The following is a 21,120-nucleotide window of genomic DNA, read 5'->3' as shown; positions in this document are numbered from 1 at the left end:
CGGAGGAGCCGCATGATCGGATATCTCAAGGGAACGGTGCTGTCCGTGAGTGAAAAGGGACTGGTGCTGCTCACGCCCGGCGGGGTGGGCTACGAGGTGGCCGCGCCCACGTCGGTGCTGGCCCGGCTGCCCGGCCGGAGCGGCGAGGCCGCGCTGCATGTCCACACCCAGGTTGGGGAAAAGGCCATCGACCTTTTCGGCTTCCTCGAAAGCGACGACCTCGACCTCTTCCGCACCCTCATCTCCATCGACAAGCTCGGCCCCAAGAAGGCCCTGGCCATCCTCTCCATGTTCGACGCCGGACACCTGCGAGAGATAGCCTGGCGCGAGGACGCCGACACCCTGGCCACGGTGCCGGGCATCGGGCCGAAATCGGCCAAGCAGATACTCTGGCATCTCAAGGACAAGGTGGACAAACTCGCCCCGCCCCATGCCCCGGCCAAGGGCGACGCGCCCCGGGCCGAGGGAGGCCGCGGCGAATACCTCGACGCCCTTGCCGGTCTCAAGGGGCTGGGGTATCAGGAGGACGAGGTGAGACCCATGCTGCTGGAAATCTACGACGCTGAACCCGATCTCGACGCCGCCTCGGCCATTCGCACGGCGCTGAGGCGCATCGCTGCGGCCCGCTCATGAGCAAGAGCACACTCCCAGAGGAGAGCGTCCGGCCGCGCCGCCTGTCCGACTTCATCGGCCAGGACGAACTGCGGGCCAACCTCGATGTCTTCATCCGCGCCGCCACCGAGCGCTCGCGGCCGCTCGACCACACGCTCTTCTACGGCAACCCCGGCCTGGGCAAGACCACCCTGGCGCGGATCATGGCCAGCGAGCTGGGCGTGAACATGGTCACCACCTCGGGCCCGGTCATGGAACGCTCGGGCGATCTGGCCGCCATCCTGACCAACCTCGACCGGGGCGACATCCTCTTCATCGACGAGATCCACCGCATGCCAGCCACTGTGGAAGAAGTGCTCTACCCGGCCATGGAGGATTTCCAGATCGACCTGATCATCGGGTCCGGCCCTGGCGCGCGCACGGTCAAGCTCGACCTGGAGCCCTTCACCCTGGTGGGGGCCACCACCCGGCTCGGACTGCTCACCTCGCCCCTGCGCGACCGTTTCGGCTGCATCTTCCGGATCGAGTTCTACTCGCCCGAGGAGCTGGGCTGCATCGTGGAACGCGCGGCAGCCATCATCGGGGTGCACGTGGAGCCCGACGGCGCGCTGGCCATCGGACGGCGCGCCCGGGGCACCCCGCGCATCGCCAACCGGCTGCTGCGCCGCGTGCGCGACTACGCCCTGGTCCACGGCGACGGCACGGTCACCCGCGAGATCGCCGAATCATCGCTGGACCGGCTGGAGGTGGATCAGCACGGCCTCGACGCCATGGACCGCAAGATCCTCTCCCTCATGGTGGAGAACTTCAGCGGCGGGCCGGTGGGCCTCAAGACCATCGCCGCCGCCTGCGCCGAAGAGGTGCGGACCATCGAGGACATCTACGAGCCCTACCTGATCCAGTGCGGCTTTCTCAAGCGCACCCCGCGTGGCCGGGTGGCCACGGCCAAGGCCTACCGCCACCTCAAGGTGCGCATGGACGACCGCCTCGAACTGCTCTGATCTGCCCCGGGCCGAAAATCGACCCGAGCGGCCTTGAACCCCCCGCACTTTGTGGTATGCTCAGGGCAACAAACCTATTCGGAGGATATGATCATGGAAAGATGGGAATGTCCCTGCGGCTACATCTACGACCCGGCCGAGGGTGATCCGGACAACAACGTGGCCATCGGCACCCGGTTCGAGGACCTGCCCGACGACTGGGTCTGCCCCCAGTGCGGCGCGGAAAAGGAATACTTCGAGAAACTCTAACCCGAGCGCGGACGGAAAACACTTGCACCACGCCAAAAATGGCGTATGGTGAAACCAAGAGCAAAGGAACGTTTCCAGGTAACGCCCAACACAACCCCGTTTCATCGAATCGGCAGAGTTTTCAGGCAACACCCAACAACAGACCTTTGGCTGAGGAGTTGTATCCCGGCAACATCCCGACAAAATTTCCGAACAGCCCCCGCCAAGTACGGGGGCTTTCTTTTTGCTCTCCGGTATGTTGGCGGACACATAGCGGACATATTCCTGAAATCCGCCATCAGGCACGAAAAAAGGGTTCCAAGTATTTACTTGAAACCCTTAACTTTCGTATGGTGGAGCTGGAGGGAATCGAACCCACGACCTCTTGAATGCCATTCAAGCGCTCTCCCAACTGAGCTACAGCCCCACGTCGTTGGGTGGAGGATAATTAGCCAAGAGGCCGGGAGATGTCAACAGGGAATGCGGCGGGGGTGTGGAATTTTGTGGGCGGTGTTCATTGATTCGGCCACGGTCTTGCAGTAAACAGGGGAGGCATCACGGAGAACAAGGACGACCAATGGCCCAGATATTCAAAAAAATTCTCTTGAAACTCGTCTGGGTGGCCGTGGTCTTTCTGGGCATCACGGTTGTCAGCTTCTGGGTCATCCACCTCGCGCCCGGCTCGCCCACGGATTTGCAGACCACCCTCAATCCCGAGGCGGGCATGGAGGCCCGCGCCCAGCTCGAAAAGCTCTACGGCCTGGACCGGCCCCTGCACATCCAGTACGCAAGCTGGCTCTCGCGGCTGGTGCGGCTCGACTTCGGCCAGTCCATGTCCGGCGACCACCGGCCCGTGTGGGACAAGATCAAGGAGCGGCTGCCGCTGACCTTCGGCATGAACGTGGCCTCGCTGATCCTGACCCTGCTCATCGCCGTGCCCATTGGCGTGGCCTCGGCCTGGTGGCGGGGCGGCACCTTTGACCGGGCGTCCACGGTGGTGGTCTTCATCGGCTTTGCCATGCCCGGCTTCTGGCTGGCGCTGCTGCTCATGCTCTGGCTGGGCATCTCCTGGCCCATCCTGCCCATCTCCGGGCTCACCTCCCTGGGCCACGAGCACATGACCGGGCCGCAGAAGGTCTGGGATGTGATCAGGCACCTGATCCTGCCGGTGTTCATCTACACCTCCGGCTCCTGGGCGGGCATGTCCCGCTTCATGCGCTCCTCCATGCTCGAGGTGCTGCGCCAGGACTACATCATGACCGCCCGGGCCAAGGGGCTGCCCAGCCGGGTGGTGCTCTTCAAGCACGCGCTGCGAAACGCCCTCATGCCGGTCATCACCATCCTCGGCCTGTCCGTGCCCGCGCTCATCGGCGGCTCGGTGATCATCGAGTCCATCTTCGCCCTGCCCGGGCTGGGCCAGCTCTTCTATCAGGCGGTCATGTCCCGCGACTATCCGTTGATCATGGGCAGCCTGGTGCTCGGCGCGGTGCTGACCCTGGCGGGCAACCTGCTGGCCGACGTGGGCTACGGCCTGGCCGACCCGCGCGTGCGCCTGGGCGGAGGGCGCGAACGATGACGTGGTTTTCCCGCACGACGCGGCGACGCGCCCTGAAGCGGCCCTCGCCCTGGTCGCGCCACGCCCTGCTGGCCGTGGGCGGGTTCATCGTGGGACTGATGTCCGTCGGTGCCCTGCTCGCCCCGTGGCTGGCACCCTTTGATCCGAATCTGATCAACGTGGACGCCCTGCTCAGGGCTCCCAGCGCCGAGCACCTGATGGGCACCGACGCCCTGGGCCGCGACGTGTTCTCGCGCATCCTCTTCGGCGGGCGCGTCTCGCTGTGGGTGGGCTTCGTGGCCGTGGGCATCGCCACCTCCATCGGGCTGGTCCTCGGGCTAATGGCCGGCTATTTCGGACGGCTGGTCGACGAGATCATCATGCGCGGGGTGGATGTCATGCTCTGCTTCCCGTCGTTCTTCCTGATTTTGGCGGTCATCGCCTTTCTGGAGCCGAGCCTGACCAACATCATGGTGGTCATCGGCCTGACAGGCTGGATGGGCGTGGCCCGACTGGTGCGCGCCGAGACCCTGACCATTCGCGAGCGCGACTACGTGCTGGCCGCGCGCGCCGCCGGGGCCGGGTCGGGCCGCATCATCTTCCGGCACATCCTGCCCAACGCCCTGGCTCCGGTGCTGGTCTCGGCCACCCTGGGCGTGGCCGGGGCGATCCTGACGGAATCCTCCCTCTCCTTTCTCGGCCTGGGCGTCCAGCCGCCCGACGCCTCCTGGGGCAACATGCTCCTTGAGGGCAAAGAGGTGCTGGGCATCGCGTGGTGGCTGTCGGTCTTTCCCGGGCTGGCCATCCTCGTCACGGTCCTGGGCTACAACCTGCTTGGCGAATCCCTGCGGGATTTGCTCGATCCGAGGCTGAAACAATGAGCATCACCCCACACACCCGCGCCGCGACCCAGGACGATGTCTTCGCCATGGAACAGATCATGCGCGACGCCTTTGCCAAGAGCTACGCCACCTTCATGCCCGAGCAGTACGTGCGCGAATGGTACGACGCCAACACGGCCTCGCGCACGGTGCGCATCGGCCTGAGCCGGGCCGGAGTGGCCGAGATCATGGGCCGCGTGGTCGGCTTTGTCATGTACACGGACCACACCATCACCGAGCTGTGGGTGGACCCCGCCTATCAGGGCCAGGGGGCGGGCCGCGCCCTGATCCACTGGATAGAATCCGAGTACCGGGCCATGGGCTTTCCCACCATCACCCTCTACTGCTACGAGGCCAACGCTCCGGCCCTGGAATTCTTCGCCAGGATGCGCTTTCGCCGGGCGTCGAGCTTCGACTCGCGCGACGTGCCCGGCGGGCCGGTCAAGGTATACACCATGCTCAAGATGGTCACCAGACTCAAGGGATGAGGATGGAGGGGCGGAAAAGGGCCGCGATTGGACGGCTGGCGGGGCTTGTCCTTCCGCTCGCGTTCCTGGCCGCCCCTTGGCTCGCGCCCGGCCCGGCGCTGGCCGAGGACCCGGCGCTGGTGGAAACTCCGGCGACCCTCGTTTTCTCGACCGATGTCCTGAATGGAACCATGGCCCGGCTCGCGGCGAGGGACCCGGTGCTGACCCCGGCCCTGCGCGCCCTGATCCGCGACGCGGACGCTGCCATGGCCGCCCCGGCCGAATCCGTGGTCCTCAAGCCCGGCCCGCCGCCCGGCGGCGATCTGCACGACTACTGGTCCCTCGACCCCGCCTTCGCCGACACAACCGACCCATGCGCCGACACCTATGACCGCCTGCGCATGCGCCGCATGGCTGATCACGCCCTGACCCTGGCCCTGGCCTGGAGGCTGACCGGCGAGACAGACTACGCGGGCAAGGGCACGGCCCTGCTCTGGGCGTGGTGCTGCGACTCCCTGACCCGCGCCCGGCCGAACCTGGACCATGGCCGCACCCGGCCCGAGGGGGGCCAGGGCAGCCCCACCGGCATCATCGAGACCCGGGACATGATCGCGGCAGCCGAGGCCGCCTGTATGCTCGCCACCTCACCGGCCTGGAGCGCGGCGGTGGACCGGGCTGTCCGGGGCTGGTTCACAGAGTATCTCCACTGGCTGCGCCACAGCGAGCCCGGACGGCTGGCAGCGGCGGACCGGGGCAGCCTCGGCCTGTGGCACACCGCCCAGGTGGCCGCCTTTGCCCGCTTCACCGGCGACGACGATCTGGCCCGGGCCACGGCCGAAAGCTTGCGCCAGCGCATGGCGGCACAGCCCCGGACCGGCACGGAATTGCGGGCCATGCTCATCCTGGCCGCCGTGGCCGAGGGAGCGGGCGTCGACCTCTGGCACGCCACCGGCCTACGCGGGGGGCTGGACGCCCTGGCCGCCGGGCCACGGGACACGGCACCCGCTGATGCGGACTGCGCCGACCGGCTGCGTCCGCCCGACGACACCCCCCTTTTCCACCGGGCCGCCTTGGTGTACAAGGAACCCGCATACTGCGATCTGGCGGGACCGACCGCCGACCACGCCCGGGCGCGGCTGGCCCACTGACATCACCGGAACCGTTGACCCGGTTTTTGTCCGGGACTTTTGGCAAATCCGTGGTATCATGTCGCCAGAAACGGCAGGACCCGCTGGCAAAGACCCTCAGACTGTTGAAACACGCCCGCCCGCGTCGGCACGGGCCGGGACTCGCCGGAGGCATTGCATCATGCTCGAATTGCTACGCATCAGGGACCTCGCGCTCATCGAGGACATGGAGCTTGAGTTCTCGCCCGGGCTCAACGCCCTGACCGGCGAGACCGGCGCGGGCAAGTCCTTTGTCATGCGCGCCGTGGATTTTCTGCTGGGCGAGCGCATGGATGCCTCCCTGGTGCGGCCGGGCAAGGAAAAGGCCTCGGTGGAGGCGCTCTTCGTCCTGCCCGAGGGCGAGACAGTCATCCGGCGCGAGCTTTCGGCCGAGACCGGGCGCAGCCGGGTCTACATCAACGACCAGCTCTCCTCCCAGCCCACCATCCGCGACATGCGCCACGCCTTGGTCATCCACACCAGCCAGCACGGCCAGCAGAAGCTGCTCTCCCCGGCCTATCAGGCCGAGGTGCTCGACTCGTTCCTGCCCGACCCATCGCTGCTCACCGCGCGCAACGACGCCCTGGCCGTGCTCAACGACGTGCTCGAACGCAAGGCCCGGCTCGTGGCCCGCTACGAGGAAGTCGCGAAGCAACGGGAATTCCTGGAGTTCCAGAAGAAGGAGATCGACAGGGTCAAACCCCGGCCCGGTGAAGAGGACGATCTGGAGGAGCGCAAGAAAATCCTCAGGGACCGCGAGCGGGCGGGCGAGTGTCTGCAAAACGCCCTGAACATCCTGCACGGCGAGGTGGGCCTGCTCGATTCCATGACCCTGCTCACCCGCGAGATGGAGATCATCGCCCGGCTCTTCCCCGGCTTCGAGGACGACCGCGAAGCCATCGAGGAGCTGCGCATGATGCTGCACGATCTCGACTCGCGGCTGCGGCGAGGCCCCGAGGGCCAGGACCTGGACGACGACCACATGGGCCTCGACGACATCGAGGCGCGCCTGTTCGAGCTGGCCCGGCTCAAGCGCAAGCTCAAGCGCGGCCTGGACGAGATCGTGGACCTGAAGAACGAGATCGATGATAGTCTTTCCTTCCTCGACGTCTGCGCCCTGGACCTCAAGGCGCTCAAGGCCGAGGAGGACGCGGCCGCCAAATCCCTCAAGGCCGTCCTGACCACCCTGGGCCGGGCGCGGCAGAAGGCGGGCCAGTCCCTGTGCGCGCGCATTGTGGAGGAACTCAAGGACCTCGGCTTTTCCGAGCACGTCAAGGTCCACTTCGAGTTCGACACCCGCGAGTTGTACCCCGGCTGCAACGACCTGCGCGGCAGGCTCATGTGGGTGCCCAACCCGGGCCAGCCCGCCCAGCCCCTGGACAAGATCGCCTCAGGCGGCGAACTGTCGCGCTTCCTGCTCGCCCTGGTGACCATGGGCGGCGACAGCGCAGACGACCACGACGCCCTGCCCACCCTCATCTTCGACGAGGTTGACGCGGGCATCGGCGGCCTGACCCTCAACGCCGTGGGAGCCCGGCTGCGTGCCCTGGCCGACAGGCAGCAGACCCTGCTCATCACCCACTGGCCCCAGCTGGCCGGCAGGGCGGACCGGCACTTTCTCATCCAGAAAGAGGTGGTGGACGGGGCCACTTTCACCCGCTGCGACCGCCTCGAAGGCGAGGGCATCAGGGCCGAACTCTCGCGCATGGCCGGCGGCGGCGAACAGGGCGACGCCCTGGCCGAAAAGCTCTGCCGCTGACCCGCTCATGGGGGCGACGACCTGCCGCAAGTCGCTCTCCGATCATGCCGCCCAGCGATTTCTCTGGACACCCTCACCCGGCTACAGTAGTATCGACACTCTTGTAACGCATTCTTTCACAGGGGACACTTTGGCGATAATGCGTCCAGTCCAGCACCGTTGTATCGGCCGACATCCTGCCGCCCTGCTGCTCTGCCTCTGGCTGGCCCTGCCCGGTGTCGCGGCAGCGGGCCAGGTCGAGATGCAGGCCATCGTCTACCCGCCGCTGGTATACGCGGACGGCGACAGGCTCTGGGGCGTGGTGCCCGAGGTGGTCCGCGAGATCCAGCGCCTCGTGGGCGACGACAGCCAACTCAAGGAAGTGCCCTGGCTGCGGGCCTTTGAAAAGGCCAAGACCGAACCTGGGCACGCACTCTTCGCCATTGTCCGCATCCCGGAGCGCGAGCCGCTCTTCAAGTGGGTCGGCCCGGTGTTCGGCGAGGGGGACTACTTTTTCAAGCGCAAGGGCAGCCCCCTTGAGATCAAAAGCCTGGAAGACGCCAAGGCCGTACCCCGCATCGCCGCGCGCAAGGACGGCTACACCCATAAGGCCATGGCGGCCAAAGGCTTCACCAATCTCGACATCGGCCCCACCTATGATTCGAGCTACCACAAGCTGATCGAGGGGCGCGTGGACCTCGTGCTCATGGGCGAGAGGACCTACCGCTACATGGTCGGGCACGCGGGCCTCGACCCCGAGGACTTCGAGCGCACCGAATACCTGTTCAACGAGTCGAGCGCCTGGCTCGCCTTCTCCCTCGACGTGCCCGACGAGATGGTGGAGCAGTGGCAGCAGGCCCTGGACACCCTCAAGGCCAACGGCGTGTACGACGCCATCATGGAACGCAACTTCGCCCACTAGCCAAGCGGGCCGCAGACGGATACACTCGCCTGCGGACGGACGGGTCGCACGGTGCGCCCCGGGACCGCACATCCTTCCGGCAACGCGCGACGCGAGGTATCCATGGGCAGTCTTTTCGTCTCGCTCTTCATCAAGCTGTTTTTCCTGCTGACGCCGTTTTTCGTGCTCACGGTCTTCCTGTCCCTGACCGAGGGCATGGAGAAGGCGGAACGGCGCAAGGTGGCGCTGCGCACGTCAGTGGCCGTGCTGATCATCGCCCTGGTCCTGTACTATGCGGGCAACCCCATCTTCGCCACCCTGGGCATCACCATGGACGGCTTCCGGGTGGGTGCGGGCAGCCTGCTCTTTCTTTCTGCGGTGTCCCTGGTCTCGGGCAAGCGGTCGCGGCCCGAGCCGGAAGAGAACACGGACATGGCCGTGGTACCCCTGGCCATGCCCATCACCGTGGGCCCGGCCACCATCGGCACCCTGCTCATCCTCGGCGCGGAGCTGGGCGGGCCCGCCGAGCAGGCCGTGGGCGCGGCCGCCCTGGTCTGCGCCTGCCTGACCGTGGCCGGGCTCCTCTTCTCGGCCACGGCCATCCACCGGCTCATCGGCCCCATGGGGCTGGCCGTGCTCATGCGCATCACCGGGCTGGTCCTCTCGGCCATGGCCGCCCAGATCGTCTTCACCGGGGTCAGGAACTTCATGGCCTGACCTCGCGCAAAACACTGTCGCCCGGACAGGTTGCAATGGTGCGCGCCACACCCTATAGTGCCGCAAATCGACACACCCAAGACAGGTACGCCATGACCAAGCTCACCCGCAGACACGCCCTGACCCTGTTCGGCACCACCGCCGCCGCCATCGCCCTGAACCCGGCCCTGGTTCTCGCCTCCCGGCAGGACCTGATCTGCTGCTGGGACCGGAACTTTCCCCCGTTCTCCATGGAGCGCGACGGGGCCATGACCGGCATCCTTGTGGACTGCATGGACGAGCTGCTGGGAGCGCGCATGGGCATGACCCTGACGCATCGCGGCCTGGACTGGCCCCTGGCCCAGGCCATGGTGGAGCGCGGCGAGGCCGATGTTCTGTGCACCAACCCCACGGCCACGCGGCGGAAATTCGCCCTGTTCGCCGACATGCCCGTGGTGGAGAGCCTGCCCTCCATCTTCTGCGCCGTGGACAACCCCCGGCTGGCCGAGATCAACGCCATCACGGACCTCGACGGGCTGCGCCCCTTCAGGCAGGTGGACTACGCGGGCAACGGCTGGGCGGCCCGGACCTTTCCCCAGGACCACCCCATCACCTTCGTGGACTCCCTAGCCACGGCCCTGAACATGGTCGCCTCGGGCGAGGCGGACATTTTTGTGGGCAACAGCCTGGCCGCGCTGCACACCCTGCGCGAGGCCGGGCTCAAGGACAGGATGCGCATCCGGGAGCTGCCCGTGGGCGAACCGTCGAGCTTCCACTTCGGCCTGCGCGCAAGCCACCCCGACGCCCCGGCCCTCCTGGAGCGGTTCGCCGCGGTCCAGGACGAGGCCATGGACCAGGGCGTCATCCGCGAAATCATCCTCGGCTATCTCTGATTCGCCAAACACGACAAAACCCGCCCGCCAACGCGTGGCCGCGAGCATTCCCCATGACGCCCGAATCCTCCCTCGTCCTCGACCACGGCTACGACGTGCGCTCCTACGAGCCGCGCCAGAACGGCCGCATCCCCATCACCGCCATCTGCAACCAGCTTCAGGACATTGCCTCGCGCCACGCCGACGCCCTGGGTTTCGGCTACCACGACCTGGAAACCAGCGGCCACTACTGGCTGCTGGCCCGGCTGCACGTGATGATGGAACGTATGCCCGGCTATGGCGACTCCCTTGCGGTGCGCACCTGGCCCTCGGGCAACGAACGGCTGGTGGCCACCCGCGACTTCCTGATCCTCGACCCGGGCCGGAAGCAAGGTGAGCCGGACGCTATCCTGGGCCGGGCCACCTCGGCCTGGGTGACCATGAACGCCCGCACCCACCGGCCCGATCCGCCGTCCGAGGTGCTCCACGAGCGGTTCATCCCCGAGATGGACCGCGCCCTCGCCTTTCCGGCCAAGGCCGTGACCCGGCTGCGGTCCGGGGACCACGAGGCTGCCGTCACCGCCCGCCGGGCCGACCTGGACATCAACGGCCACGTCAACAACGTGCGCTATGCGGAATTCTGCCTGGAGGCCGTGCCCGAGGCCTGGGAGGCGGCCCATCGCTGCGCGGGCATCGACATCCAGTTCCGCAGCGAATCCTTTGCCGGGGACACCTATGTCTCGGCCTGCGCCGAGGACGCCCCGGACAACGGCGCGCCCACCCTGCTCCACAGCCTGACCCGGGTGGCCGACAACCGCGAGATCGTGCGCATGCGCTCCTGGTGGCGGCCGCGCGCCTGACCCGTGGGCGGACCGTCGCCGCCCTCACAGAAATCTGGTAATCATTGCCATCAGCGCCATTTGTGCCTACCATTCCTCCATGCCAAGGATTGTCGCGACACTCTGCCTGCTGACCGTGCTCTGCGCGAGCCCGGCTGCGGGCGACAGCCGAAGGGGGGAGGCGGAGACGCCCTATGACCGCCCCATTCTCCTGGTGGCCCACGACGCCTATTACCCACCGTTCTGCTTCTTCGATTCCGAGGGCGAACCCGCCGGGTACCTGGTCGATCTCTGGCGCGCCTTTGGCAGCGAGAACGACATGGAGATCGTCTTCAAGCTCGGCACCTGGCAGGAATCGCTGGACATGGTCCTCGACGGCCGGGCGGACGTCCACGGCGGGCTGGTCCACTCGGCCGACCGCGACCGGATCTTCGACTTCGGCCCGGACATCATCGAGCTTTCGACCCACATCCATGTGCGCAAGGGCAGGGACGCGGCCAAGGCCCGGCCCGTGGGCGTGGTCAGGGGCGGATACGAGGAATACTTCATGCGCGCCAACCGGCCCGGCACGCCCCTGATCCTCTTTGATGAGAACCTCTCCATGATCGGGGCGGCCGCGCGGGGCGAGTATCCGGCCTTTGCCGCAGACACCCCCACGGCCAGCGCCTGCCTCGCCATGCATGACAGCCGCGACGACTTTGACCGGGCCGACCTGCTCTACCGCAAGCCCCTGCGGGCGGCCGTGGTCGAGGGACGCCATGACATCCTCAACCTCGTCATCCACGGCTGGGAGCGCATGGACCAGAAGCGGATCGCCCGGATTCACGGGAAATGGTTCATGGACGCCCCGGAACGATCACCCTGGATCGTGCGCGGCATGCTCATCGGCCTGCTGGTGTTGGTCCTGGCCCTCGCCGTGCGACTCCTGAGCCAACGCCACCGCCGGGTGGAGTGAGCGCCCTTCCTGGCACCGCTCCCTGTCCTTCAGCCAGTTACGCGCTCCATTGACCGACCTTGCGGCCGACCCCTGAATCACCTCATGACACAACCGGGCACGCCGCTGCCCACGAGCACGGCCAGCAGGCCGGTCAGCCGCCTGTCGTAGCGCCTGGACTCGTGGACCAGGGTGGTCACCGCCCCGGCCACGGCCCCGGCGTCGCGATGGGGCCGCCTGCCGATCATGGCGGAAAAGGAGTCGGCCACCGCGCACAGCCGCCCGGGCAGCGAAATGGCCTCGCCACGCAGCCCGCGCGGATAGCCCGAGCCGTCGAGCCGCTCGTGGTGCTCCGCAAGGCACTGGCGGACCACCGTATCGTGCACCTTGAGCCGGTCGAGCTTGCGCAGCCCGGCCTCGATGTGCCGCTCGATGGATTCGCGGTCGCGGCGCAACAGGTAGCGCTCCTTGTCGGTGATGAACCGGGGCACGCTGGTCATGCCCAGATCGTGCAGGGCCAGCCCCAGGGCCAGGGTGGGCAGGGTGGCGCGCGACGCCTCGCCCGACCAGCCTTGCCCGCCGGGCGCGCCTGATCCCCTTGGCCCGCCTGATCCTGAAGTGGAGAGCATGACGAACAGGCCAAGGCCGATGAACAGGGTGTTCACCGCGTGCACGGCCGGGTCGTGCTCCTTGTGCAGGGTGCGGGTCAGAAATTCCACCCGGCAGGGGTCGGCCCAGAGGTATTCGGCCAGGATGGCGATATTGTCGCGCAGCCGGTCCAGCTCCTCGCGCCGGGGCTGGTCCAGGAAACCGGCCACGGTGTCGCGCAGGGCGAGGAAGAAGATCTCGGCCACCTCGCGGGGATTGAGGCCGTCCTCCACCAGCACCAGCCCGAGCTTGCGGCTCAGATGCCGGGCATAGACCAGATAATCCTCGCGCAGCAGGAAGAGGCGGCCCTCGCCAGCCAGTTGCCCCACCCGGGCCTGGGCCTCGGTACCCAGCCGTTTGCCCGCGCGGTGGAACAGCCCCACCCGGCCCACGGCCTCATCGTGCAGATAGAGGTCCACAGGCGGCCGGAACCTCGGGAATATCTCAAGGATGTTCGGGCTGATCTGAAGATAGGTCTCGGACAGGGGCGCGCCCGGTGGCGGGGAGTGGGATGTGTCTGGCTGGGGCATGGCGTGTCCGGTGGTTGCGGGCTGTTTTCCAGACCATAGCGATGTTTTCCGCCCCTTGGAAGGTGGGGAGAGAAAAAAGGGAGCGCCCGCAGACGCTCCCTGTTTCAATATCGTGCCAGAGGCGGCATCAGTTCTTTCCCTTGCCTCCGCCCTTGCCCCCGCTGTTCCCGCCGCCCTTTCCGGCGGCGCCAGACGCGCCGGCGGCACCGGTGGCGCCTGCGCCCTTGCCGCTGCTGGCGGAGTTGCCCCGGCCGCCGGAAGCGGCCGCACTGTTGGCCGAGGCCGAACCCTTGGCTCCGGTCTTGGCCTTGGACGAGGCCCGGCTCAGACCAACGGCGTTGCTCCCCTTGCCAGCGGCCACGCCAGGGGTCTTGGAGACGCCGCTCTTGACGTCACGGCCCGTGGCCTTGCCCAGGCCAAGGCCAGCGGCCGAAGCCACCGAGGCGCGGGCGAGTCCCACGCCCTGGCTGGATACCTGCGCCTGCTCGCGATTCCTGTGGCCCAGGCCAAGGGTGCCGGGATGAACACCCAGCTCATGGGCTATCTCGCCCCAGCCCATGCCCGCCTCGCGCATGGAGGCAATGGCCCCCACATCCACGGAAGACGCATCAGCCACGGCATCATCGGCTGCGGTCCGCGCCGCGTCCAGGCTGGCCTGGGCCTCGGCCAGGCTCGCCTGCGCCTCGGCCACGGCAGCCTCGTCCTCGGCCGCTTCGGCGGCGGCAACGGCCTCGGTGGCAGCGGCCACCGCGCTTTCGGCCTCGGCCACGGCGGCTTCGGCCTCGGCCACGGCCTCGGCCGTGGACTCGGCAGAAGCAGCGGCGGCAGCCTCGGCCAGGGCCTCGGCATGAGCGGCCTGGGCCGGGTTGGCAAAGGCCGAAGTCTCGTCGCCAGTGCCTGCGTCGCCGGTGTCGGTCTCGCCAGTGCCCGTGTCGCCGATGCCGGTCTCGGTGGCGGTCACTCCGTCGCCGGAGGTGGCCCCTTCCTCCTGGGCCATGGCCAAAGCCGCGCCGAGCACGACCACCAGAACGACAGCCATGAACCAGAAAACCAAGTTCTTGAATATTGAACGCATACTGTCTTCCTTTTCGTTGTCTTACCGGACTACGGTAATGAATTGCACCGATTCCGGGAGGGTGTGGGCCGTTTCGCCCACCTCCACGGTCTCGGCCGATCCAAACCAACTCAAAGGCAGCCTTGCGGGATCGAGAAACGGACGCCCGGCGAGGAGGGCGGCGCGCACACTGCGGGCGCGGGCCTTCGCCAGTTCCGGGTCTCCCTGGACATAGCCGACCACATGGAGGGCGAGCTTTCGGTTGGCGTCCATCATGGCCGCCACCACGCGCAACGATTCCTTGCTGTCCATGTCCAGTTCATCGGTCCCTGGTTTGAACGCCATGCTCCTCAGCGTGACGTTGCGACTTCCGAGGATGAAGTTGCGGTAGGTGAAGTCCCCGTGCAGATTGAGTCGTTCGGTGGCCTCAAGGGCCAGCATCCCGTCGGGATAGAACTCCAGGAACGTCTTCAGCGCCGCCGCTTCGTCCTTTGCCCTTCCAAGCCGCCCGAGGGCGGTGCTGCGATTGTACAGCGCCTCGGGGTTGAATTTGTCGAGGGCGATGACCGTGTCGTACCGGGCAAGGGCCTCATCCCACTCTCCCCGGTCGATACAGCCGTGCCCGAGATAGAGATTGGCCGAGATGTGTCGCGGATTGATGCGGACCGCCTCCAGATAGGCCTCCCGCTCGCCTTCGTAGTCAAGGAGTGCCCAGCGGGTGACTCCCAGCCAGAACCGGTAATCCGCCTTGTCCGGGGCCAGTTCCACGGCCCTGGTCATGTACGGCATCGCCTCCCCGGGCCTGTTCAGCGCCAGATGGTAGCGGGCGACATAGTACGCCGAGTCCGCGTCCGAAGGGTTCTCCTGGAGCCGCTTGCCCAGCAGGTCTATCCCTTCCTGATATTTTCCCTGTTCCAGATAGTACGGACCAACGACCTTGGCGCACCCGGCAAACATCAGAACCGATGCCGCCAGCACTCCCAGCACGACATTTCTCACGTAAGGACTCCCATGGGTTTTTCGTCTCGACCGGTCTGCAAGAATATACGACGCTGCGGCCGGACAGGTCACAACACCTCGCGACAAAACGGGCGCGGGCAGGGAAAAGCCCTGCGCGCAACACGTTTTCCCAGCATATCAGAGGCAGGATGAATCAGGCAACGGGCGACCGCTCAGCTGCCGGACGAGCGACCGGTCAGATCCCTATCGGTAAAGCCCAGGCGGGTGGAGACGTCCGAGGGCGAGCCATGGTCCCGAAGCACGGCCCGGGCCGCCTCGGCCACGGCCCCATCCGAAACCCCGCGCTGCCGGGCGGCCAGCACCACGCGGACGAAATAGCGCCAGTCCCGGGTCAGCGACCCGGCCTCGAACCCGGCGTCGAGCACCGAGCGTGTCAGCGCGTCGTCGAATCCGGCCCGGCTCAGGAAGCAGAGCATTTCAAGCCCCCACAGGAACGGCCCGGGCTCCTGGTCGGCGTACGCGCAGACGTACCCGTTCAGGGTCGCGTCCGGGACACCGTCGAAGATTCCCGCGCCAAGGACGGCCAGGGCGTCCGGCCGCGCCGCGAGCCCGCACTGGCGCAGCATGGCGGCTGCGTGGCCGAAGGCGTCGAGTTTTCTGTCCAGAGTGGTGACGATGACGGACGGGGGTACTCTCTTGGCCAACCCCTCGGCCACCTTGCCCTCAAAGGGAGCCAGGGGAAATCCCTCGTCGCATGCCAGGGCCAGCCGCGAGAGGATGGCCTCGGCCTGGTCTGCCGCGCTTTCGCGAACCCGCTCGGCCAGTTCCCGCGACACGGCGCACTGGCTGTCTGCCCCTTTGGCGGATTGGGCAGGGACGCACAGGAACAGGGCCAGGACAAGGGCCGAAACAAGACGGGGATTACAGCATATGTTCATGGCGACCATTGACGATGAGTATGGCGTTGACGTTGCCGAAGCCGTCGTCGCGCGTCAGCCGCGCTTGCGGGTCGGCCACGGGCCTGCCGTCCACGAGAAACATGTATTCGTGATCGCCCGGAGGGAGCCGGGTCTCGAGCACCCAGACCCCGGCGGCCGGGTCGTGGCGCATGGTCGAGGCTCCGGCCTGCCATCCGTTGAAACCGCCGATGACCGACACGGCCCGGGCCGAGGCGTCCGCGTCGTGCAGCACGAACCGGACCGGCAGCGTCCCCTGTCCGGATGAATCCATCGCCACGGGCGCGTTGACGCGCTCCAGGGCCAGGAACCCCACGGCCAACAGCACCACGGCCGCCGCCATGGCCGGGACAAGCCGCAAGGGCGTGAAGGTCACGGACCGGGGCCGGGTCAGCCACAGCCGCAGCCGCGCCATGGCCGACAGCCGCCTGGGGGCGAGCCCGGCCATGACCCGTGCGGAAAAACCATCGGGCGGGACCGGCTCGGGCGCGCGCCGCACGGCGTCCCTGATCAGGGCGTCAAGGGCCGCGTTGTCGCGCCCGGCATCCTTTCGACCACTGCTACCGTTCATGACCATCGTTCACCTCCGTGAACCGCTCGCGGACCATCTCCAGTCCCCGGCTGACGCGCATCTTGGCGCCGCTCGTGGTGATCCCCAGGGCGCCAGCGATCTCCTGCATGGAGAAATCGTACCGGAACCTGAGGAGCAGCGCCTCTCGATATTTGGGGGCAAGGCCCATGACATGGTCAAAGGCCTTGGCCCCGTCCACTTGGTCGTCCATGGCCTGCCTTTCGTCTGGCCGGTCCTCGACGCGTACCATCCCGGCCGCGTCGTCCATGAACACATGTCTGTCCCGGCCGTTGCGCCGCATCCAGTCGCGCGACACGTTCAGGGCCAGGGAATAGAGCCAGGGGAAGAAGCGCTTCCCCGTCGAAAAGGTCTCAAGCCGCGCATAGGCCCTGGTAAAGGCCTCCTGGGCGAGGTCGGCTGCCACATCGACATCGCCCACGTATCTGAGCATGAGCGCATAGACCGGCCCCTGATAGGCGCGCACCAGGGCCTCGAAGGCCTGCACGTCGCCCTGGAGCACGTCGCTTATGATCTCTGCTTCGCGGCTTTCGTCCATTCATCTTCCCGTCCGCCCGGAGCGGGCGGTGTTCGACTCATCTGCACAAGACATATACGCGCCTCGGCGGCAAAGGGTCACATGCCCCCCTTGCCCGTTGCGCCCTGGTAGGCTAAACACGGTGAGTCAACTGGCCGTTGAAATAGTCAGACCCAGCAGGCTGTTCAAAAATGGCGAGATGCTAGGCGCGAAAAAAGTTCAAGGCCGAAGCGTACTTCCTGTACGCGAGGATTTGAACTTTTTGAAGCAACGACGCAGATTGCCATTTTTCAACAGCCTGTCAAGGAGTACACGCATATGAGCCGGACAGACAACCCCGTGATACGCGCCCTGCTTGAGCGGCGCAGCATCCGCAAGTTCACCGGACAATCCGTTGCCCGGGAGGACATCCTGACCATCCTCGAAGCCGGCCGCTGGGCACCCAGCGGCCTGAACAACCAGCCCTGGCGATTCCTGGTGATCACCGGCGACGACCCCCGGCGCGATCCTTTGGCCGAGTGCACCAAGTACGCGCACATCATCCGCGCCTCGGCCGCCTGCATCGCCGTGACCCTCGAAAAAAGCGCCATGTACAGCGAGATGAAGGACCACCAAGGGGCCGGAGCCTGCATCCAGAACATGCTTTTGGCCGCCCACGCCCTGGGCCTCGGCGCAGTCTGGATCGGCCAGATCGTCAACGATCAGGGTGCCTCCCTGGCCGCCCTCGGGCTTGATCCCGAGATCCACGAACTCCAGGCGGTCATCTCCCTGGGCCACCCGGACCAGAAGGGTGCCTCAACCCGCAAACCACTCTCGGAACTGCTCCTGGAGGAGATATGACGGAAATCAAGAGCTTTGCCCTCGGCCCCCTGCAGACCAACTGTTTCGTCCTGGCCAACGGTGCCGAGGCCGTGGCCGTGGACCCGGGCGGCGACCCGGCCCCGGTGCTGGCCTATCTCAAGGACAAGGGGCTGACCCTGACCCATATCCTCAACACCCACCTGCACTTTGACCACACCTACGGCAACAAGGCCCTGGCCCAGGCCACGGGCGCGCCCGTGCTGCACGGGGTCGACGACGCCTACCTGCTCGAAACCGAGCTGGGCCTGGGCGGCCTCTTCGGCCTGCCGCCGGTTGACCGCTACGAGGCGCAGACCATCGAACCGGGCGAGGCCGTGTTCGCCGGGCTGGCCTGCACCGTGCTGGCCACCCCGGGCCACTCCATAGGCAGCCTGACCTATTACTTTCCCGAGGCCCGGGCCGCCTTTGTGGGCGACCTCATCTTCTACCGCTCCATCGGCAGGACCGATTTCGAGGGCGGCGACCTCGACACGCTCAAGCGTTCGGTCACGGAGCGCATCTTCACCCTGCCGCCCGAGACCCTGCTCCTGTCGGGCCACGGCCCGGAGACCACGGTGGGCGACGAGATGAACCACAACCCTTTCTTCGCGGGATTCTAGCATGAGCGACATGGTCAGCATCGACATCCGTGACAAATGCTGAGGCGTGGGACTGGAGGTAGGTTGGTACCTCCGCTTCGCCAGGACAGACCGGGTCGAGGCCCTGGTCGCCCCCAAGGGGGTGGCCCAGGTGCGCCACGAGATGCACAGCCACCCGGACTGGACCCTTGAGATCGAGGAACGCGGCGACCACGCGCTGACGCGCATGACCCGCGTCAAGCCGGTGTATTCCGGCCAGGATGAAACCGCCGACACAGGAAACGAATCATGACCGACAGGGCCGTCATCTTCGCATGCAGCCACCGCCGGGGCGGCAACACCGACCGCGCCGCAGCCTGGCTGGCGGACGGCGTGCGCGAGGCGGGCGGGCAGGCGGACATCATCAATGTGCGCGAGCACGAGGTGCGCCCCTGCCTGGCCTGCGGCTACTGCGACGAACCGGGCGAGCGGCGCGGCCGCGACCTGTGCGTGCTCGGCCCGGGCGATGCGGCCTGGGACCTCTTCGAGCCGCTGCTCACGGCCAGGGCCGTGCTCTTTGCCTCGCCCATCTATTTCTATCATCTGCCCTCCATGTTCAAGACCTGGATCGACCGGGGCCAACAGTTCTGGGCCGCCCGGGCAGACGGCGCGCCCTGGCTGACCGACCTGCCCCAGCGCACCGCCCGGGCCGTGTTCGCGGCCGGTCGCCCCCGGGGCGACAAGCTCTTCGAGGGAGCTGCGGTCACGCTGCGCTACTTTCTGCACAACTTCGCCATGACCCTGGACGACCCCCTGACCTTTCGCGGGGTGGACGGGCCGGACGACCTGACAAACCGGGCCGACCGCAACGCCATCACCGCCCTGGGCCGCCGTGCCTGGGAAGAGGCCCCCTAGGGCGCGATGCGCGGCCTCACCGCTCGACTGGCCCGCCTCGCGCAGACCCTGGGCGTGGCCGCAGCGCGCTGCCCGGTCTGCTCGGCCCTCATAGACCACCCGGGCAGCCCGCTGTGCCCGGCCTGCGCCGAGGCGCTGCGCCCCCGCCTTGCGGGATGCTGCGCCCGCTGTGGCGACATGTTCGGCGACGGGCCGGATCATGCGTCGGAAGAAAGACTGGACGAGAGCGGCCACGAATCCCGGGGACCGGCCATCATCTGCGCCGAGTGTCGCCTTGACCCGCCGCCGTGGGACCGGCTCTTTTTCCACGGGGCGTATTCCGGCCCGCTGCGCGACCTGATCATCGACTTCAAATTCCACGGCGGCCTGCACCGCACCCGGTTGCTGGTCACGCTCGCCTCGGAAGCGTTCCGGCGCGGCGCAACTGACGCGGTTCGCACCGTGGCGCTGCCGGACATCATCGTGCCCGTGCCGCTCCACCCCCGGCGGCTCCGGGAGCGCGGCTACAACCAGAGTCTTGAACTGGCGCGCGGCCTGGGGGACAGCCTGGACAGGCCCGTGGCGGCCGACGCCCTGGCCCGGGTGCGCCATACCGCGCCCCAGATGAGCCTGGACAAGGACCAGCGCCGCGAGAACATCCGCGACGCCTTTGCCGCAGACGCCGGACAAGTGCGCGGCCGGACCACCCTCCTGGTGGACGACGTGTACACCACGGGCGCGACCCTGACCGAGTACGCCCGCACCCTGCGCCGCGCCGGGGCCGCCGGGCTGGACGCGCTGGTACTGGCCCGCGCCGGGCGCGAGCCGCGCTGACAGCACGGTACCGAATCGCGCTGGCACTCCTGCCCGAATCGCGCCGATGCGAGAAAATCGCAAAAAACCGGCGCGCAGGGCTTGACTTACCTGCCCTGTTGCGGCTAGCTTGCCTCCTCTTACGAATTGGAGGTTCCAACTATGTTTGCTATCATCGAGACCGGCGGGAAACAGTACCGCGTTGAAGAAGGTCTTGAACTCAATGTGGATCTGCTCAAGGCCGAAGCCGGTGACAAACTGAGCATCGACTCTGTCCTCCTGCTCGACAAGGACGGCGAGACCAAACTCGGCGCACCGTTCGTTCAGGGCGCCAAGGTCGAGTGCGAAGTCCTCGGGCACATTCGCGGCAAGAAGATCGTGGTCTTTCACAAGCGCCCCAAGAAGGACGCCCGCAAGACCCAGGGTCACCGCCAAGACTACACCCAAATCAAAGTCAAATCCATCACGGCCTAGTGCCTGAGGGGAGGATACCATGGCTCATAAAAAAGCTGGTGGCAGTTCCAGAAACGGTCGCGACAGCGCCGGACAAAGACGCGGCGTGAAGCGCTTTGGCGGACAGGAAGTCCTGGCCGGCAACATCCTCGTGCGTCAGCTCGGCACCAAGTTCCACCCCGGCGACGGCGTGGGCATGGGAAGGGACTACACCCTGTTCGCCCTGGTGGACGGCGTGGTCAAGTTCGAGAAATACACGCGCCAGCGGGTGGTCAAGACCCGCGTGCTCGTGGTCCCCGCCGAAGCGTAGCTCAGGGGAAACCGACTCATCCGGGCAGGGGACGTCATGGGCGCCCCCTGCCCGTTTTTTGCGTTGTCGCAAGGAAGCGGGCGATGGC

At 67.0% G+C, this 21,120-nt stretch carries 26 protein-coding genes and 1 tRNA gene; 20 read left to right on the top strand and 7 right to left on the bottom strand.

Features of this window, described 5'->3' with window-relative positions:
* The first annotated feature begins 12 nt into the window (after positions 1-12).
* From ruvA to QQS14_RS11725, 3 genes are all read left to right on the top strand, one after another.
* Positions 13-633, top strand: coding sequence for a Holliday junction branch migration protein RuvA (ruvA, locus tag QQS14_RS11735; protein ID WP_285907188.1), 621 nt, complete (start codon positions 13-15; stop codon positions 631-633).
* Positions 630-1,613, top strand: coding sequence for a Holliday junction branch migration DNA helicase RuvB (gene ruvB, locus QQS14_RS11730; protein WP_285907187.1), 984 nt, complete (start codon positions 630-632; stop codon positions 1,611-1,613). The genes ruvA and ruvB overlap by 4 nt, the downstream gene beginning before the upstream one ends.
* A 93-nt stretch (positions 1,614-1,706) precedes the next feature.
* Entirely contained in the window at positions 1,707-1,862 is a 156-nt protein-coding gene (locus QQS14_RS11725; RefSeq protein ID WP_285907186.1) for a rubredoxin, read from the top strand.
* A 330-nt stretch (positions 1,863-2,192) separates the two neighbouring features.
* On the opposite strand, the gene QQS14_RS11720 is transcribed toward QQS14_RS11725, so the two are convergent.
* Positions 2,193-2,268, bottom strand: a tRNA-Ala gene (locus tag QQS14_RS11720).
* 150 nt (positions 2,269-2,418) lie between these two features.
* Here QQS14_RS11720 and QQS14_RS11715 point away from each other — a divergent pair.
* The 10 genes from QQS14_RS11715 (at position 2,419) to QQS14_RS11670 (ending at position 11,911) form a co-directional block, all read left to right on the top strand.
* A complete protein-coding gene (locus QQS14_RS11715; RefSeq protein WP_285907185.1) occupies positions 2,419-3,417 on the top strand; it encodes an ABC transporter permease in 999 nt (332 codons plus the stop codon).
* Positions 3,414-4,277 (top strand): ABC transporter permease, encoded by an 864-nt coding sequence (locus tag QQS14_RS11710; RefSeq protein WP_285907184.1) that lies wholly within the window; start codon positions 3,414-3,416, stop codon positions 4,275-4,277. The genes QQS14_RS11715 and QQS14_RS11710 overlap by 4 nt, the downstream gene beginning before the upstream one ends.
* Complete coding sequence (locus tag QQS14_RS11705; RefSeq protein WP_285907183.1) at positions 4,274-4,765, top strand: GNAT family N-acetyltransferase; 492 nt, start codon at positions 4,274-4,276, stop codon at positions 4,763-4,765. Before QQS14_RS11710 ends, QQS14_RS11705 begins: the two co-directional genes overlap by 4 nt.
* A 2-nt stretch (positions 4,766-4,767) precedes the next feature.
* Positions 4,768-5,892 carry an alginate lyase family protein gene (locus QQS14_RS11700; RefSeq protein ID WP_285907182.1) on the top strand — a complete coding sequence of 375 codons (1,125 nt, stop codon included), beginning with the start codon at positions 4,768-4,770 and terminating at the stop codon, positions 5,890-5,892.
* Between the two features lie 160 nt (positions 5,893-6,052).
* Positions 6,053-7,669, top strand: coding sequence for a DNA repair protein RecN (locus QQS14_RS11695; RefSeq protein WP_285907181.1), 1,617 nt, complete (start codon positions 6,053-6,055; stop codon positions 7,667-7,669).
* A 139-nt stretch (positions 7,670-7,808) separates the two neighbouring features.
* Positions 7,809-8,570, top strand: a complete 762-nt coding sequence (locus tag QQS14_RS11690) for a substrate-binding periplasmic protein (protein ID WP_285907180.1) — start codon at positions 7,809-7,811, stop codon at positions 8,568-8,570.
* A 102-nt stretch (positions 8,571-8,672) separates the two neighbouring features.
* Complete coding sequence (locus QQS14_RS11685; protein WP_285907179.1) at positions 8,673-9,266, top strand: MarC family protein; 594 nt, start codon at positions 8,673-8,675, stop codon at positions 9,264-9,266.
* Between the two features lie 92 nt (positions 9,267-9,358).
* The gene (locus QQS14_RS11680; RefSeq protein WP_285907178.1) at positions 9,359-10,138 is read left to right on the top strand and encodes a substrate-binding periplasmic protein; all 780 of its coding nucleotides are present in this window, start codon (positions 9,359-9,361) and stop codon (positions 10,136-10,138) included.
* A gap of 53 nt (positions 10,139-10,191) precedes the next feature.
* Entirely contained in the window at positions 10,192-10,977 is a 786-nt protein-coding gene (locus tag QQS14_RS11675) for an acyl-[acyl-carrier-protein] thioesterase (protein WP_285907177.1), read from the top strand.
* Between the two features lie 79 nt (positions 10,978-11,056).
* Positions 11,057-11,911, top strand: coding sequence for a transporter substrate-binding domain-containing protein (locus tag QQS14_RS11670; RefSeq protein ID WP_285907176.1), 855 nt, complete (start codon positions 11,057-11,059; stop codon positions 11,909-11,911).
* Positions 11,912-11,988: 77 nt separating this feature from the next.
* Here QQS14_RS11670 and QQS14_RS11665 read toward each other — a convergent pair whose 3' ends face one another.
* The 6 genes from QQS14_RS11665 to QQS14_RS11640 form a co-directional block, all read right to left on the bottom strand.
* Complete coding sequence (locus QQS14_RS11665; protein WP_285907175.1) at positions 11,989-13,068, bottom strand: HD-GYP domain-containing protein; 1,080 nt, start codon at positions 13,066-13,068, stop codon at positions 11,989-11,991.
* Between the two features lie 127 nt (positions 13,069-13,195).
* Positions 13,196-14,143 (bottom strand): hypothetical protein, encoded by a 948-nt coding sequence (locus tag QQS14_RS11660; protein ID WP_285907174.1) that lies wholly within the window; start codon positions 14,141-14,143, stop codon positions 13,196-13,198.
* Positions 14,144-14,164: 21 nt separating this feature from the next.
* The gene (locus QQS14_RS11655; RefSeq protein ID WP_285907173.1) at positions 14,165-15,121 is read right to left on the bottom strand and encodes a tetratricopeptide repeat protein; all 957 of its coding nucleotides are present in this window, start codon (positions 15,119-15,121) and stop codon (positions 14,165-14,167) included.
* A gap of 173 nt (positions 15,122-15,294) precedes the next feature.
* Positions 15,295-16,020: a hypothetical protein gene (locus QQS14_RS11650; protein ID WP_285907172.1), complete on the bottom strand. Its 726-nt coding sequence runs from the start codon at positions 16,018-16,020 to the stop codon at positions 15,295-15,297.
* Positions 16,004-16,609 (bottom strand): glycogen-binding domain-containing protein, encoded by a 606-nt coding sequence (locus tag QQS14_RS11645; RefSeq protein WP_285907171.1) that lies wholly within the window; start codon positions 16,607-16,609, stop codon positions 16,004-16,006. Before QQS14_RS11645 ends, QQS14_RS11650 begins: the two co-directional genes overlap by 17 nt.
* Complete coding sequence (locus tag QQS14_RS11640; protein ID WP_285907170.1) at positions 16,599-17,165, bottom strand: RNA polymerase sigma factor; 567 nt, start codon at positions 17,163-17,165, stop codon at positions 16,599-16,601. The genes QQS14_RS11645 and QQS14_RS11640 overlap by 11 nt, the downstream gene beginning before the upstream one ends.
* A gap of 297 nt (positions 17,166-17,462) precedes the next feature.
* Between QQS14_RS11640 and QQS14_RS11635 the strand changes: the two genes are divergently transcribed.
* From QQS14_RS11635 to rpmA, 7 genes are all read left to right on the top strand, one after another.
* On the top strand, positions 17,463-17,984 hold the full coding sequence (locus QQS14_RS11635; protein ID WP_285907169.1) for a nitroreductase family protein: 522 nt from the start codon (positions 17,463-17,465) through the stop codon (positions 17,982-17,984).
* Positions 17,981-18,604, top strand: a complete 624-nt coding sequence (locus QQS14_RS11630) for an MBL fold metallo-hydrolase (protein ID WP_285907168.1) — start codon at positions 17,981-17,983, stop codon at positions 18,602-18,604. Before QQS14_RS11635 ends, QQS14_RS11630 begins: the two co-directional genes overlap by 4 nt.
* A 46-nt stretch (positions 18,605-18,650) precedes the next feature.
* Positions 18,651-18,875 (top strand): hypothetical protein, encoded by a 225-nt coding sequence (locus QQS14_RS11625; RefSeq protein ID WP_285907167.1) that lies wholly within the window; start codon positions 18,651-18,653, stop codon positions 18,873-18,875.
* Positions 18,872-19,477 carry a flavodoxin family protein gene (locus QQS14_RS11620; RefSeq protein WP_285907166.1) on the top strand — a complete coding sequence of 202 codons (606 nt, stop codon included), beginning with the start codon at positions 18,872-18,874 and terminating at the stop codon, positions 19,475-19,477. Before QQS14_RS11625 ends, QQS14_RS11620 begins: the two co-directional genes overlap by 4 nt.
* 6 nt (positions 19,478-19,483) lie before the next feature.
* Positions 19,484-20,290 carry a ComFC family protein gene (locus QQS14_RS11615; protein ID WP_285907165.1) on the top strand — a complete coding sequence of 269 codons (807 nt, stop codon included), beginning with the start codon at positions 19,484-19,486 and terminating at the stop codon, positions 20,288-20,290.
* A gap of 141 nt (positions 20,291-20,431) precedes the next feature.
* Positions 20,432-20,743, top strand: coding sequence for a 50S ribosomal protein L21 (gene rplU / locus QQS14_RS11610; protein ID WP_285907164.1), 312 nt, complete (start codon positions 20,432-20,434; stop codon positions 20,741-20,743).
* Positions 20,744-20,762: 19 nt separating this feature from the next.
* On the top strand, positions 20,763-21,032 hold the full coding sequence (gene rpmA / locus QQS14_RS11605) for a 50S ribosomal protein L27 (protein WP_013515775.1): 270 nt from the start codon (positions 20,763-20,765) through the stop codon (positions 21,030-21,032).
* Positions 21,033-21,120: the final 88 nt, after the last annotated feature.

Source organism: Pseudodesulfovibrio pelocollis (assembly GCF_030282845.1).
Taxonomy (GTDB): Bacteria; Desulfobacterota; Desulfovibrionia; order Desulfovibrionales; family Desulfovibrionaceae; genus Pseudodesulfovibrio; species Pseudodesulfovibrio pelocollis.
This window is presented reverse-complemented; position numbering and strand designations above follow the sequence as displayed.

Excerpts from the sequence above, each read along its gene's own strand:
- ruvA (WP_285907188.1), top strand. The coding sequence starts at position 13 with ATGATCGGATATCTCAAGGGAACGGTGCTGTCCGTGAGTGAAAAGGGA.
- ruvB (WP_285907187.1), top strand. The coding sequence starts at position 630 with ATGAGCAAGAGCACACTCCCAGAGGAGAGCGTCCGGCCGCGCCGCCTG.
- QQS14_RS11725 (WP_285907186.1), top strand. The coding sequence starts at position 1,707 with ATGGAAAGATGGGAATGTCCCTGCGGCTACATCTACGACCCGGCCGAG.
- QQS14_RS11715 (WP_285907185.1), top strand. The coding sequence starts at position 2,419 with ATGGCCCAGATATTCAAAAAAATTCTCTTGAAACTCGTCTGGGTGGCC.
- QQS14_RS11710 (WP_285907184.1), top strand. The coding sequence starts at position 3,414 with ATGACGTGGTTTTCCCGCACGACGCGGCGACGCGCCCTGAAGCGGCCC.
- QQS14_RS11705 (WP_285907183.1), top strand. The coding sequence starts at position 4,274 with ATGAGCATCACCCCACACACCCGCGCCGCGACCCAGGACGATGTCTTC.
- QQS14_RS11700 (WP_285907182.1), top strand. The coding sequence starts at position 4,768 with ATGGAGGGGCGGAAAAGGGCCGCGATTGGACGGCTGGCGGGGCTTGTC.
- QQS14_RS11695 (WP_285907181.1), top strand. The coding sequence starts at position 6,053 with ATGCTCGAATTGCTACGCATCAGGGACCTCGCGCTCATCGAGGACATG.
- QQS14_RS11690 (WP_285907180.1), top strand. The coding sequence starts at position 7,809 with ATGCGTCCAGTCCAGCACCGTTGTATCGGCCGACATCCTGCCGCCCTG.
- QQS14_RS11685 (WP_285907179.1), top strand. The coding sequence starts at position 8,673 with ATGGGCAGTCTTTTCGTCTCGCTCTTCATCAAGCTGTTTTTCCTGCTG.
- QQS14_RS11680 (WP_285907178.1), top strand. The coding sequence starts at position 9,359 with ATGACCAAGCTCACCCGCAGACACGCCCTGACCCTGTTCGGCACCACC.
- QQS14_RS11675 (WP_285907177.1), top strand. The coding sequence starts at position 10,192 with ATGACGCCCGAATCCTCCCTCGTCCTCGACCACGGCTACGACGTGCGC.
- QQS14_RS11670 (WP_285907176.1), top strand. The coding sequence starts at position 11,057 with ATGCCAAGGATTGTCGCGACACTCTGCCTGCTGACCGTGCTCTGCGCG.
- QQS14_RS11665 (WP_285907175.1), bottom strand. The coding sequence starts at position 13,068 with ATGCCCCAGCCAGACACATCCCACTCCCCGCCACCGGGCGCGCCCCTG.
- QQS14_RS11660 (WP_285907174.1), bottom strand. The coding sequence starts at position 14,143 with ATGCGTTCAATATTCAAGAACTTGGTTTTCTGGTTCATGGCTGTCGTT.
- QQS14_RS11650 (WP_285907172.1), bottom strand. The coding sequence starts at position 16,020 with ATGAACATATGCTGTAATCCCCGTCTTGTTTCGGCCCTTGTCCTGGCC.
- QQS14_RS11645 (WP_285907171.1), bottom strand. The coding sequence starts at position 16,609 with ATGAACGGTAGCAGTGGTCGAAAGGATGCCGGGCGCGACAACGCGGCC.
- QQS14_RS11640 (WP_285907170.1), bottom strand. The coding sequence starts at position 17,165 with ATGGACGAAAGCCGCGAAGCAGAGATCATAAGCGACGTGCTCCAGGGC.
- QQS14_RS11635 (WP_285907169.1), top strand. The coding sequence starts at position 17,463 with ATGAGCCGGACAGACAACCCCGTGATACGCGCCCTGCTTGAGCGGCGC.
- QQS14_RS11630 (WP_285907168.1), top strand. The coding sequence starts at position 17,981 with ATGACGGAAATCAAGAGCTTTGCCCTCGGCCCCCTGCAGACCAACTGT.
- QQS14_RS11620 (WP_285907166.1), top strand. The coding sequence starts at position 18,872 with ATGACCGACAGGGCCGTCATCTTCGCATGCAGCCACCGCCGGGGCGGC.
- QQS14_RS11615 (WP_285907165.1), top strand. The coding sequence starts at position 19,484 with ATGCGCGGCCTCACCGCTCGACTGGCCCGCCTCGCGCAGACCCTGGGC.
- rplU (WP_285907164.1), top strand. The coding sequence starts at position 20,432 with ATGTTTGCTATCATCGAGACCGGCGGGAAACAGTACCGCGTTGAAGAA.
- rpmA (WP_013515775.1), top strand. The coding sequence starts at position 20,763 with ATGGCTCATAAAAAAGCTGGTGGCAGTTCCAGAAACGGTCGCGACAGC.